The 13,232-nt window shown below is 59.2% G+C and carries 9 protein-coding genes; 5 read left to right on the plus strand and 4 right to left on the minus strand.

What is annotated here, in order from left to right:
- On the minus strand, nucleotides 1–1,709 hold a 1,709-nt coding region (locus AC1DVE_RS17615; protein WP_477784114.1), incomplete at its 3' end, for a DUF5801 repeats-in-toxin domain-containing protein.
- A 924-nt stretch (nucleotides 1,710–2,633) separates the two neighbouring features.
- Here AC1DVE_RS17615 and AC1DVE_RS17620 point away from each other — a divergent pair.
- A complete protein-coding gene (locus AC1DVE_RS17620; RefSeq protein WP_477784068.1) occupies nucleotides 2,634–3,845 on the plus strand; it encodes a tyrosine-type recombinase/integrase in 1,212 nt (403 codons plus the stop codon).
- An 11-nt stretch (nucleotides 3,846–3,856) separates the two neighbouring features.
- Here the strand turns inward: AC1DVE_RS17620 and AC1DVE_RS17625 are convergent, their stop codons facing one another.
- The gene (locus AC1DVE_RS17625; protein ID WP_477784069.1) at nucleotides 3,857–4,546 is read right to left on the minus strand and encodes a hypothetical protein; all 690 of its coding nucleotides are present in this window, start codon (nucleotides 4,544–4,546) and stop codon (nucleotides 3,857–3,859) included.
- Between the two features lie 176 nt (nucleotides 4,547–4,722).
- Between AC1DVE_RS17625 and AC1DVE_RS17630 the strand changes: the two genes are divergently transcribed.
- The 4 genes from AC1DVE_RS17630 (at nucleotide 4,723) to AC1DVE_RS17645 (ending at nucleotide 7,543) form a co-directional block, all read left to right on the plus strand.
- The gene (locus AC1DVE_RS17630; RefSeq protein WP_218482573.1) at nucleotides 4,723–4,923 is read left to right on the plus strand and encodes a helix-turn-helix domain-containing protein; all 201 of its coding nucleotides are present in this window, start codon (nucleotides 4,723–4,725) and stop codon (nucleotides 4,921–4,923) included.
- Between the two features lie 50 nt (nucleotides 4,924–4,973).
- Nucleotides 4,974–5,822, plus strand: coding sequence for a hypothetical protein (locus AC1DVE_RS17635; RefSeq protein ID WP_477784070.1), 849 nt, complete (start codon nucleotides 4,974–4,976; stop codon nucleotides 5,820–5,822).
- 138 nt (nucleotides 5,823–5,960) lie between these two features.
- A complete protein-coding gene (locus tag AC1DVE_RS17640; protein WP_477784071.1) occupies nucleotides 5,961–6,842 on the plus strand; it encodes an ImmA/IrrE family metallo-endopeptidase in 882 nt (293 codons plus the stop codon).
- 137 nt (nucleotides 6,843–6,979) lie between these two features.
- Complete coding sequence (locus tag AC1DVE_RS17645) at nucleotides 6,980–7,543, plus strand: hypothetical protein (protein WP_477784072.1); 564 nt, start codon at nucleotides 6,980–6,982, stop codon at nucleotides 7,541–7,543.
- A gap of 455 nt (nucleotides 7,544–7,998) precedes the next feature.
- Here AC1DVE_RS17645 and AC1DVE_RS17650 read toward each other — a convergent pair whose 3' ends face one another.
- Entirely contained in the window at nucleotides 7,999–9,489 is a 1,491-nt protein-coding gene (locus tag AC1DVE_RS17650) for a hypothetical protein (protein WP_477784073.1), read from the minus strand.
- On the minus strand, nucleotides 9,486–13,232 hold the full coding sequence (locus AC1DVE_RS17655) for a S8 family serine peptidase (protein ID WP_477784074.1): 3,747 nt from the start codon (nucleotides 13,230–13,232) through the stop codon (nucleotides 9,486–9,488). Before AC1DVE_RS17655 ends, AC1DVE_RS17650 begins: the two co-directional genes overlap by 4 nt.

The following is a 13,232-nucleotide window of genomic DNA, read 5'->3' on the forward strand; positions in this document are numbered from 1 at the left end:
AGATGCACCACGGCCCGGAGCTGGTCGAGCGTGACGCCGCCATTGGCGGCCACGCTGACCGTGAACACCAGCAGGTTGCTGAGGGCTGTATGCCCTTCCACCACCGTGCCATTGAGCGACAGGTTCACCGCCTGGCCCGAGGCCGTGTCCGTCAATCCGGAAGCCCCGGCCACCACGCCCAGTGCATAGGTCAGCGTGCCGGCACCATCGGCGCCAAACGCCGAGTTGAAGTTGGCGGCGAAGCTCTGGGTGTCATTGGTCGTCAGTATCGTTTCGTCCACCGTCAATGTCGGCTCCGTGCCGGTGGTGGTAATGCTCGGTCCATCGTCGTCGAAGATGATCCTGGAGCCGATTTCGGTTTTTGTAATTGAGGCCTGGACCAGCGTGAAACCACCAATATCAAAATCGGCGTGCTCATTGCCCTTGGCAGTGACGGCCGCGCCGTTCTCGACGAGCACGCGGTTGTGGTCCGACGTAGTGGTGTATTCAATCTGGTAGCCGGCTTTAACGCCGGTGATGGTTGCGACCCCTGCAGCAATGCTGATGGTGATGGCCGGATCATTCACCGAGCCGCTTGAATTCTCGATCACCTGCCCGGTGCTATTGTTGAAGACTCGAACATTGGTGATGGCCACCGACGCATCACCCGCATACCCATTGATGAAATCCGCGCCAGGCTCAGCAGCGGTGCTGAATGCGCTGACTCTTACCACGGCACTCTTGCCACTTTGCAACTGCACAACGTCGAAACTGGCCATCTTCGCATTGAAGACGTCGGTAAAGTCGATGTTGGATTCAACATCGGCTTCGTTTTGACTGAGGTTGGGAATGGTTAGATCCTGCCTGGCACCCGTGACGAACGAAAAACGGATGCCTTCCTGTTCCGTAATCATCTGGTTGTTGGTGCCTAAGGTGGTCGGGTTAGCCGCCTGGCTGGTAATGATCGTGTCGCCAGTGTTTATATTGGCGCCGCTTGACTGGTCAGCGGGGTCCTTGCCGGTGGCGATGATGGTGGGATCCGTGATCCGCAACACACCAGCGTCATCGACAATGTTCGGATTCGCCTTCGTGAACATCAGGAACAGGTTCGAACCGGAGGGCACACCGGTCAGACTGAATTCCAGGTCCTGGCTAGCCCCGATGAAAACCTTATCCAGCAGATTGAGCGAATCATCGGCATTCGTCATAACGGGATGTTTGAGCGGTTGGTACTCCACGGTCCAGATCTTGCCACCCGTGGCCGGCGATCCGGTTTCATCAATATAGGCAGCGAACACGATCGCGCCGGTTGCACTCCCGGCTCGGCCCACAACGATGTTGTTGTTCGTATCCGTATAGAGAAGGATGCTGGTGCCATCGAGGGTATCCAGTCCGCTGTCCTCGCCATTGAGCGGTGCGCCAGAGAAGCCGACGAAGCTGATATCGATACTGCTTGCTCCGGGGTCAGCGGTGATGGTGAATGCATTGCTGCCGGTGTTGTCCGCGGCACCGGTATAGCCACTCAAGGCCGCCCCCGTGGCGGTACCTGCCCCCAGTGCGGCTAAACGGGTAGTGAAGGTCGAAGGCAGGGACGCCACCAGAATGTCATTGTCGTCAGCGTCCCCCGCAGGGGTTGGAGTGGCAGTGGCGTTCTGCAATCCGGCCGTTTCGTCCAGCGTAACGTCCTCGCCGGTTGCCACGACGCCCAAAACGCTGTCCGTAAACGACATTGTCGCCACGGCGTCATCAGCGGTGCCGACCACTCCATCGGCGCCCGCAGAGGCCGCTGTGAGCAGAAACGTTGCGCCTGCCGAGTCGTCGGGATTCACGTACCACGAAGTGGTGACGCTGCCGTTGACTTGGCCGTCGAGATCGCCGGCGCCGCCGTCGGTCACGGACCAGGGCTCGTGACCCTCGCCGGTGTTGGTATCGAGCACATCGTCGGACGTGCCCCACACACCATCCGCGCCAGCACCGATGGCATGGTCCACTTCGAGCGTCACTGTGCTGCCGGCGGCGAAGCCGCTGGCCGTGATAATGGCGGTGCTGCCGGGTGCGTAGTCTTTAAGGTCGGTGGTGACGAACGGAGTGTTTGGGCGGGGTGGATCGCTCACGTAGGTAAAGGTCCAGTCGTGGCTGGCGGGTGAAAGATGGTCATCGGCGTTGTTGGTCAGGTCACTCGTTGGCGATGAGGTTTTCTTGCGCATAGTCATGACTTTCTCCTGAGTGGGTCCAGTCATCGGGGGTCGACCTTGGACCATTTTATGATCTTCTATAGGTCCCAACTATGAACAAGCACCGCAGGCTACACATCGACCGATACTCCCAGGCGGGATGGGAGATTCAGACTACTTGGGAGAGGAGATGGAACGTCACGAAGGTAGAGTTGATGGCTTCGATAAATCCCCGGCATCCGGGCTTTTCGAACGTTATCTACAAGTCGTGAAAATGAAGCGTTGAAACAGGCGGGGGAGCTGCAAAATATGGTGTCCCAGGGCAGGTTCGAACTGCCAACCTTCCCCTTAGGAGGGCCATCTAACAGCCTAATGACTCTAGACTACCCCAGCAATCACGGAGATTTCAAGGGCTATTGAGTACAGCAGTACACAGCCGTATAGTTCCTTTTGCACCCACATTGCACCCACGAAGGCACAGTGAAAGAGAAACTGACAGTTCGGCGCCTGTCCTCCCTCAAGGTCACGGGGAAGGAATACGAAATCCACGACAGCACGGTGCCTGGCCTCTTCGTCCGTGTGACCAAGGCCGGCGCCAAGTCTTTCTTGGTGACTTGGGCCAGGGGCAAGAAGAAGACCCTCGGCCGGGTCGGCATCATGACCCTCGACCAAGCCCGAGAGGAAGCCCTACTGTACCTCAACGAGGCGCGCAAGCATGGCGAGCCCCTGGCTGTCGCCCAGGGCCGCACGGCGGCCACCTCCCCCACCCTTCGCAACTTCATCGATGACACCTACCTGCCGTGGTTCAAGGCCCACCACCGAGGCCACGAGAAGACCGCGCACACTCTTTCGACCAGCTTCAAGCCGATCATGGCCATGCGCCTGGTGGAGGTCTCCGGCCGCGACCTGGAGCAGATCCGCACCGGCTGGCTGAGGGCCGGCAACAAACCAGCCACAGCCAACCGCAAGATGGGCACCATCAGCGGAGTCTTCAGTCGGGCCGTGGACTGGAACTATCTGGAGGCCTCACCGCTGGACAAGGTGAAGGCGCTGAAGGTCGACGCCAAGGGTCGCATCCGCTACCTGTCGAAGGATGAAGCCAAGGCCCTCCGGGAGGCCCTGGACGCGCGTGAGGAGCGCATGCGGGTGGAACGTGACAGCGCCAACCAATGGCGCGCCGAACGCAGGCGGGAGCCCATGGCGGACCTGCGCGCGCTCGCGTTCTCCGATCACCTGAAGCCCATGGTCGTCCTCTCGCTAAACACCGGGCTACGCCGCGGCGAGCTGTTCAACCTGCGCTGGCCACACGTGAACCTGCAGGGAAAGACCCTTACCATCGCCGGCGAGGATGCCAAGACCACCGAGACCCGGCATATCCCATTGAACGCCGAGGCGCTGGCGACTCTGCAGGCATGGAAGAAACAGGGCGACGCTGGCGGCTATGTCTTTCCCGGCCAGGAGGGTGAACGCATGACGGACGTGAAAACGGCCTGGCTGGAGTTGCTGAAAAATGCCGGGATCGAAGACTTCCGCTGGCACGATATGCGTCACGACTTCGCGTCACGCTTGGTGATGGCTGGGGTTCCGCTGAACACCGTTCGCGATCTGCTGGGGCACAGCGACATCAAGATGACGCTCCGCTATGCCCACCTGGCGCCAGATATCAAAGCTGCGGCGGTGGAGTTGATCTAGCTAGCAAAAGATCAATCTTGATCCGACTCTTCTTGCCTGACCCGCTGTTCTATTGCCACATGCAGCTTGGACTTGAAGCTTTCCAAGTCTTGCTTAGGCACCTTGATTGGCTCACGCGAATCGTCCCCCTCACTAAGAGCCTCGCCGATCGCTTCTTCCACGGCCCGCCACATCCGCTCAGTCAGCCCTCGATCACGGAGATGGGGGATGTCAGCATTGGTGAGCACCACTACATCCTTGCGGCTTTCGACGATTTCGATGATGGTCGGCCAGCTATCCGCGATTACGCTGAGCTTCGCGTTTTCCCATGGCGAGCAATCCTCAGCAGAGCGAGGCAACCGGTGCCAAAAGGGCGGCGACAGCTTAATCGTCTCCCATATGCGGGTTTCCTCATACGAAAGCAATTGCGGATAACGGGAAGCCAAGAGCACCAACCGCACTCCTTCGTTACTAGACCACAAGCGGTCGTCGAGACTAGATGCCAAGTCAGTGGGCGCATCTGGATCTTCGTGTTCAGCGAATACCGACCTTGGAAGCGACACGTCCGCCAAGGCTTGCTCGACAGCCCATTCAACTACGCCGGTAACAGTTCGCTTCTGAATACGCGCAGCGAGGTCAATCCCGTATTTGATTCGGGGATCGATTCGCAGCGAAACGCTTACGGTCGTTGACTGGTCAGCTGACTTTCTTGGGCGTGCCATAGATGTCCATCTCTTTTTGAACGCAAAGTCTGCTAGCAAACGCAACTGCTGTCAATTTTGCAATTCCGTCCAGATTCGTTCAGTTGTTTTGTGCAGCATTTGCTTGCACAAAACGCAAATGCACCCTAGCATCCTCCTCCCGGTAAACCCTCAACCCGACCAGTAAGAGAATCGACATGACCCGAGCAGCCCCGATCATTCCGCTTGCAATTGGCCCTGAAGAAGCTGGCCGCATGAGCGGCCACACCCGTTCCGCGATCTATGATGCGATCGCGAAAGGCGACCTGGAGTCCTTCAAATCCGGCAAGCGCCGCCTGATTCTGGTTAAGCAGTTGGAAGCCTGGCTTAACCGCCTCGCAAAGGAGAACGCCCGATAGCTACCACTAGCATTACCGCGCCCTTAAGCCCCACAGCCTGAGATAGCCTCGTGAATGTTGACGTCAGGAGAGTGCTAAACCGAGCTGATATCTGCATCGAGTTCGGACGGCTTGTCATTCTCCCCACCAGCGGTGCTCCTGTTCCACAGCACTGGTTTCAGGAGCACTCGCCCGGTCTTACCCGAGAAATCCTGACCACCCTCGGGATAGAGGCATACGAATACTGCAGCTACACAACAGGGTATTACGGTAAGCACCAAGCGGCCGGCGTAACCCTGCAGTTCGAGTCCGCAATATCCGACTCAACACCCTACGCCATGTTCAATGCAAATCTAACGCGCAGCCGGAGTACCAAAACAGCCAAGAAGGGCTCGCCTCTACCGAAAGGACACTTTCGCATCGGCAAGCGCTGCCACCTATATCGCTTCTGGAAATCAACGGGGCTTCCTGAACCCACACGCCTGGCAGCTCTCCACGACTACATGGGCAACCTGGCTGGCATCCTGTTCACGGCAGACTGGGTGAAAGGCCGCGAAAACCGTATGGATGCCGGCTCGCTACGCCCCTTGTCCGTCTCTGCAGGGGAAATCCGCAAAGCATTTCTACCGGACAACTTACGGACAACACCCGGACAAGCGCCGGACAACATCCAGACAAGGGTGCCGGACAAGGATTCCGCTCTATCCCTTGAAAATCGAGGTCTTCAGCCAAAACCAACTACGTGTCACGAAAACCACGGTAAAGCGGTAATCAGTGAGCGCAGGGACAAGGGAGCTGGCTCGTTCCCTCCTCAGCGCCAGACACCTCAGGAACAGCATTGGGAGGACTGGCTCAACGACTACAAACGCCCCGTGCAACCAGACTCCGACTTTAAACAATCGGTGGGGAGTCTCGAATGAGCGGTGCTGGCGGACTATCTGTTCGGTTGAGCAAGCGGGGCTGGCTAGAACTCAGCTGATTTGCTGTGGCTCCTTGAGCGAAGCCCCTACCTGCCGGCTAGGCTTCACAAAACTCACACGAGAATGCAGTGGCCAATCATGATGTTTCAACAAAACCCTTTCGAGTCCGAAGCCGCCCGCTCATTGTTGGATCAGCTGCTGGAGGACTCGCGCCTCTATCACGGTAGCTCTGACTACAAGATGCTCTTGGACTTCATGGTGAAGCTCAGGAACTTCGCGCCCTTCAACGCGCTGCTGCTGCAGATCCAGAAGCCGGGACTGAGCTACGCCGCGTCGGCATACGACTGGCGAGAGCGCTTCAATCGCCGTCCTAAACGGGATGCCCGCCCTTTGCTCATACTGTGGCCCTTCGGGCCAGTGGCTCTGGTTTATGACGTTCAGGATACCGAGGGGGCCCCACTTCCCGCAGACGTCAAATTTTTCCAGGCGAGCGGTGATATCACCGAGGAACGCATGATGCGTTTCCTTACCCTGATAGAGCGCAAGGGCATCAAGCATCATTACTTCGATGCTGGTGACTGCAGTGCCGGCTCCATCGAGCAGGTTCGAAAGCCGCCAGCCCCAAAAGACACGAAAGACAAAAAAGCCAAGGAGCCCAGCGAATACCTGATGCGGATCAACCACAATCACACCCCCAATGTGCAATTCAGCACTTTGGCGCATGAGCTCGGCCATCTTTTCCTTGGACATCTCGGCGCTGACGAGCGACTCAATATTCCCCAGCGGCTGCGGCTGACTGAGGCTCGAATGGAGCTGGAGGCCGAGTCCTTCGCCTATTTGGCATGCAGCCGCAATGGGGTTGCGTGCAGTTCGCAAAGCTACCTGGCCAATTACGTCGACAAGCACACAAGCGTCGATGACCTCGACATCTACCAGATCGTCAGGGCGGTCGGTCAGATGGAAACCCTCTTGGAACTGACCGCCCATACGCACTATGAGGTGCCCAAGGCCAAGCAGTGAAGGGACATGGCTCACTTGTTTGTCCTGACGAAAACTTCACTTCAAATTGCCAAATGATTTCGACAAATCCCTGGGAGAAAAAAATGGGCGGATGGGGTAGTGGGCGCGGACAGGTTGGCAAGGACACCACATACGACATGCTGGCACTGGATGTTCGTCTCCTGCAGCGTGATGGCCTGCTTTCACCAGGCAGGACTGTCGACAGGTGTTGGTCGCTCAATGGTGAAAAAGTCGGCTCCATCCAAATTCGGGCAAAGGCTGACCATGTAACTCTCAACTACCGAACCCGAGTCAGTGGCGCCGAATGGCCGACGATGGCGTACCCCGTCTTTCTGGAATGGACAGACTGCGCCTATGGCGGGCGTCGGCCATGGTTTCTGTGCCCTGGGCAGGGCTGCGGGCGGCGCGTGGCGATCCTGTTCGGCGGATCAGTCTTTGCCTGTCGGCACTGTCACAAGCTGGCATATTCAAGCCAGCGGGAACGCTTCCGTGATCCGGCTATGCTTCGTACCGACAGAATCCGAGAAAAGCTGGGTTGGAAGCCAGGCATCTTCAACGGTGAGGGAGTCAAACCCAAGGGGATGCACTGGAAAACCTATAACCGCCTGAAGGCCGAACATACTGGGTATGTGCTGGCAACGCTAATGGCTATGGAAGACTGCTATGAGATGTTCGAGCACGAACAGGCCAGGATTGAATAACTGCTGAACCTTGCCAGCTGCAAAGTCCGCCCGACGCACTGCCACTGACCAGTCATTTGCATTCGTCCTGACCAACCGTTTGCATTCGACTTGACCAGCACACGCCGTAGTGACGACCGGCAGAGAACGGCCGATACTGTTGAAAAAGTCGGTCCCTCCAGACTGCCCGCGTACTGACTGCTGAAAACGCCTTTTTTGCGCGCAGCTACGCGAAATCTGAGCCCGGAACCCTCTGCTTAAAGTAAAGATTCCAATCTCAAGCGCGTACTTTTCTATCGTGGAAACTATGGCCGACTTTTTCAACAGAATCGGCCAAAAGCAGCCATTGAGGCTAGACAATAAATCTGTGTTCTTTTGGGATGTCGATGATGTGCTGGAAATGGCTGAACAGAAGGAGGCCTGTCGCGATAGCAGGCGGGCGCCTGCTTTTCTGGCCGTCGCAGCTCAGTCAATCATTAACGCAGTATGGATAATAAGAGGGCTTGAGTCATGAAATGAACCTCTGACCCAGATGTCTTCCCGGCCATGTCTCCGGACCAGATGCACAACTGGTGCTTTAGCTGGAACTCGTCTAGAGCCCGACCAGCGACAAGGCCAGTTTTTGCAAGCGCCAAGCTCGGGCTCCGAGTGGCGAGTTCATCTAGCGACGCAACTTCCGGTGCCTTCGCGCCTGCGGGGGTCACGGGTAAGCGATGTACCCTGCCCGCCACAGTAATTTTTTCCAACGCCGCAAACGGCCCGGAAACAGTTTCGCGATTAAATCCGACGAAGACGACACGCGCCGACGAGGCCTTCAGCTTATGAAGGTTGCCCTGCACATCAAGGGCCTCGAAGAGAAGGAGGTCCGTGTAAGCATCCTTGCCAGCGGCGAGTGCTCCCGGCCTCCCCCCGGGTTTGCCCMAGATTGCAAGCCCTCCATTGCTGTGCGCTGCAAGGGCGAAACGCGGCGACGCCACACTCGTTTGCACCTGCTCTGGGTCACTTGGAACGACCGGCGGATGAGCATCTCCCAGAGCCGTGATTACCTTGTGCACATCAGAGAGCAGACCCGGCAGCGCGCCAGTCGCTGCCAAGTTGTGCGACAGATTTGCCGGCCGCGGTATGGCAAGCAGTGCGTGCTTGCCGCTGGCGACAAGCGCACTCTCGAGCCCTCGGGCGAGGATCACGTTGAGCTTTCCGTCAGGGTACGTGAAGTGATCGGTAAATTCAGGAATCCCCCTTCCGCCGCCGTCGTGCGTCGGTGTACCGAGCATAAGTACACCGTAGTCGATCACAGCATCGCGGAGGTGTGCCGCCGTGATCTCTATATCAACAGGCGAAGGAATTCCTTGGTGGTTCTGGGCAGGTGGGAGATCGCATAGAACATCCGTAGCAGGGGCTCCGCGGCATCCGTGCGGGGTGGCGACGTACCAGAACTGGGGCAGTGTCCCATCAGTGCGACCGAGTATCCGGGCTGTCGAGGCAAACGGCTTGTGACTTGCTCGAGGATTGAGCTTTTCGAGCCTCTCAGTGAACTCGGGTGCTAGACCGGTCACGTCGACCAGGCCCGCCCGCACCACCAACAGTGACCCGCCGCGGAAGACGATCAAGGGATGAAGGCCAGGGATCTGCCGACGATGCTTCTCCTTTCCTGTCAGTACGGTGTAACTGGTCCCGCTTAAGATCGGAAACAGGTCCGTGGACTTTGGCTCTTGCTGCAGTGTCTGGTCAACCCGTAGCACTTCAACGAACGAGCCCCTAAACATCGTTCCTAAAATCAACTCGAAATGAATCGATTCCACGGCGTCGGATATCTCGATTTGTGCCCATCCCGGCTTCACTTCGACTTGAACTTTCGCTTCTTTGGCTTCTTTGCCCGGATCGGCCGGTTTGTAGGCTTTGACACTGAGCGCTACCTTGGACAGCAACGGATGGTCGCCATTCCGCCAGTTCAGGGTCAAGATCATGCTTCCTCCTCCGGCTCGCGATCGACCCCGAGCGGTGGGCTGGGCTGGCTGATGATCGCCACAATTGCTTCCGCACGTGCCGTGAGTTCCGCCAAAGGGTCCGGGTCGGGTGCGGGTGGACGGTCGAGCACGGCGAGTAAGTCTTGGAGCGGCCGCGTGTCGCCAGCGGAAATGATGGCCGCAATAATGGCGTCGGGCGAGACGGAGAACCATTGCACCGGTGCTGTGGTCGGAACTGGCGCAGTGACCAGGTTAAGCCAGCCCGGTAGCTCGGGAAGCGTCAACACCTCCCCTACCAGGGGCGCATGGTTACTGAGTGTTGAGTAGGCTGTAGGATCGCCAACGAAGGCCTCGGCAAGCCCCTCAGCCGTATCGCCCGGCCGCACCGTGTACGTGCCGAGTGGCGTCCAGCCAACTGGTTCGGGGATAGTAGGCAACGGGCCAACAGCACTGGGGTGTGGCTCCAGATACACCGTCGCCATCGTTCCGCCGGTCGCCTGCAGAGCCAGGGTAAGGTGTCCGTCCGCGGAGATGTTCAGCGCTGCCCCACGCCCCTCTACCCTCACCTCCCCTGCTAGTGGGGCGACCAGGGTTGCCGTCACTGCTACCCGCGTGGCGACGACGATATCAAGGGTGTCGCCTGGGTTGACCACAAGTGGTTTGACGCTGGGGGTAAGAATCGCATGCGCCGGCGGGTAGCCTCCGGGCGGTGGCCATGCCCTCCCCGTTAGGTTGCCGACGACGGTCAACGCCGATCCCCAATCAACCTCAAGCCCACTTTGGTGAGCCAAGTACGCGGTGGCGTGACCGTTAGAGTCGGTCGTCAGGAACTCGATCACATCGGGGTTGGTCAAGATGACGTTTAGGTTCGCCAGCGGATCGCCGTACTCGTTGATAAACCTCAGCGTGGTCAAGGTGCCAAGCTTCCCTTCGCGGGCAGCCTGGATCTTATCGAGGCGCATTACCGTGGCCGGCCCAACGTCGTCGATGATTTGCGCAACTGGCACACCGAGCAGGTCCCGCTTGAAGTTACGAACCGCTTCGGCCGTCTCATTGCCATAATTGCCATCGGCGCCCCATTGCGGAAGGCAATTGGGGTTCCACACCAGCAGGGCTTGCTGCACCTTCCAAACCGCGTCTCCGGGAGTGTTCTTGGTCCGGGAAATGCGATCCTGATCTGCCGCTACCTTTTCCAGAACAGGGTCCCCGGCGAACAGCTCGGAGATAAGCACTGGTTCGTCACCGCGTCCGCGGCGTCGCCAAGGCTGATCGCTCAGATTGGTGTCCGGCACCGAATTCCACAGATCCCAATCGGTGCCGTTCCGTGACGAAGTCGTTCGGACAACTCCGTCCATGCCGACGACGAACAACAGCACACCGAGATCCGCCGCCGTGATGGCCACCACACCACCCAACGGGCTCGCCTTGACTCCTGAGGAGACGACCAGAAGGGCCGACCAATCCCCCCCTGCGGCAGCACGCGAGGAGACCCGCACGAAGCCGTCGGTATCGACACCGAACGCCAGCACTAGGTCGGTAGTCGCGGTCGTGAGCCGGGCGAGCGCGAGCGGACCTTGGGTGGCGAAGGTCGTCGCGACATCCATGACCTGCGGTGCGGAGATCGCAGCCGGCACCGCCCCTCTCTTCGGGTTGATCTCGAGGGTGTAGAGCCAACCCTCGATGCCGACCGCGGCGACCAGGACCCTCCCATCGACGGCCAGCGCCGCTGCGCCCGCCCCTGGGACGAACTCGCCTGTCGGCTCAGAGACGGCGGTCAACCAGCCAGTTGGTCCGGTAGTCGTGGGTTTCCCATGGAACCACGTCAGGACACCGTCGTCCGAAATCGCGACGGCATCGACTTTGCCAGGCGCCGCGGAGACGGCAGCTGGGCCAGTCGTGCGGCAGAACGTGGCGTCGGGGTCCAGAACCGCCGGCCCGCTGAACGCGTCGTCGAGCGGTTTTGCGGAGAACGCCACCATCCGGCCGTCCGTGGCGACACCCACCACGACGAGTACCTTCTCGGCTGGGCGGACCACCGCCGGTGACTTGCCGGGGGCGATCGTATCGCCTGAGCTGGTCTGCACTGTTGTGAGATTCTCCATTGCGCCGGAGTCCCAGGCGAGCTGGTAGAGCCCATGACGTCCCCCCATGAGCGCGAGGTAGACCAACCGTCCTGTGGCAGGCTCAGCCCACGACAGCACCGCCGGACGGGCCGGCCACACCTCCCCTGGCGTCGGCACCAATCGCAGAGCCTGCCCCCATCCCGTCCAGAATGAGAAGTGTCGCCGCTCCAGCCGGTCTTCCTCATCGAGGTACACCAGCACTGCTGCATCGGAACCCAAAGCCACGGCCGCGACGGGCACTATCCGCGGCCAGCGCTGAGAGCGTGCGATCCGCCGTAAGTCGGGCATGCTCCCCATTCCTCCATACCCAGGCCACATGGGGGTACCCAGCCTCCGATCGCGCAGGAGGTCGCGGATGTATCGCGGTGCGAGCGGCCTACCGCGGTGGGCTTTTGCCATGCCTTGAATCGCCGCGACGACACCCGCAACAATCGCCGTAGCCCAAGAAGTGCCAGAGAGATAGTCGTACGCTGACGCTCCATCAGCCTTAATGGCAGCAAAGACATTTGTGGCTTGGGCATAGCAATCGACCCGCTCGCCTCGGACGGACATAAAATAGGGTTGCCAACCCTCCGGATCGTGGATCTTGTCACCTCCACCAACAATGATGGCCCCTGAGTCGGACCAGGAAGGGAGGCTCAGGTCCACGGCGATAGAATGGGCTAGCCAATCGGGTGCCGTTGGAGGGTCGTCGAGGTCAATCCCGGAGTTCCCGGCCGCTTCGACAACCGTGACCCCTAGCGCCGTGGCGTACTTGATAGCCTGATGGACCACAAAGTTGGTCTCGAGGGGCGCGGTTAAACCCGGCTCTTTTAACTTCGAAATAGGCTTAAGGAGAATTCCCTCTTCGAGAAGGACCACTCCACCAGGACCGACTTCATGTGCGGCACGCACGATAATGGCGGCCCAGCCGTACACGGTACTAGCCCGCAGAATGGAGATGAGCAGGAGTTCGGCATCCGGAACAACACCTACGGAGCTGACTTGGTCATCGGAGCCAACCAGCAGACCCGCAACTGATGTACCGTGGCTCTTATCTTCCTCGGTCGCCTTCGGTGAGACAGCGACAACCCTAATCCGTGCCGCTCTGAGGTCTATATGCTCGACCCAAAATCCCTTCTCGACATCCGCCACCTTCACGTCAATGCCGGTACCCCCGGCAATCTGCCATGCATGTAGCACGTCAACCCCGAGCGGTGATCGCTGCAGATGCAGACTTAAACCTGAATTCGGATTGGTGCCCCACGACACCGTCCCGTCCCGAAAGCCGCAACCCGCCGTTTCCGGCCGCACACCGGACCAATCGACCAGCGGTAGCCCAGCCACCAGCGGCACGACGGTTTCCAGCAAGTTCTCAGGGCACTCGATGGAGAACCAACGCAATAGGTCGGGAGGTGCCTCTCCCGCCATTCGGGCGGCGTCCATCAGGTCAGTAATCGCTGCCGCGCTCAGCCCGCTGGCACCTGCAAACAACGGTTCAAGCGTTGCTGTGGGGAGCACCACCTGCAGCGCTACCCAGCCTGCGGCGAAAGCGGGGATCACTTTGGAAAGTGCTTCCTCAACACCAGGCGCTGCGGCCAACGCGAAACCCTCGACGAAATGCAACTCGACAGTGGACAT

It is taken from the genome of Pseudomonas sp. P4_B4 (assembly GCF_056402255.1).

Bases quoted from the DNA above. Each gene is read 5' to 3' on its own strand.
- AC1DVE_RS17625 (WP_477784069.1), bottom strand. From the start codon at position 4,546: ATGGCACGCCCAAGAAAGTCAGCTGACCAGTCAACGACCGTAAGCGTT.
- AC1DVE_RS17630 (WP_218482573.1), top strand. From the start codon at position 4,723: ATGACCCGAGCAGCCCCGATCATTCCGCTTGCAATTGGCCCTGAAGAA.
- AC1DVE_RS17640 (WP_477784071.1), top strand. From the start codon at position 5,961: ATGATGTTTCAACAAAACCCTTTCGAGTCCGAAGCCGCCCGCTCATTG.
- AC1DVE_RS17645 (WP_477784072.1), top strand. From the start codon at position 6,980: ATGCTGGCACTGGATGTTCGTCTCCTGCAGCGTGATGGCCTGCTTTCA.
- AC1DVE_RS17655 (WP_477784074.1), bottom strand. From the start codon at position 13,232: ATGTCCACTGTCGAGTTGCATTTCGTCGAGGGTTTCGCGTTGGCCGCA.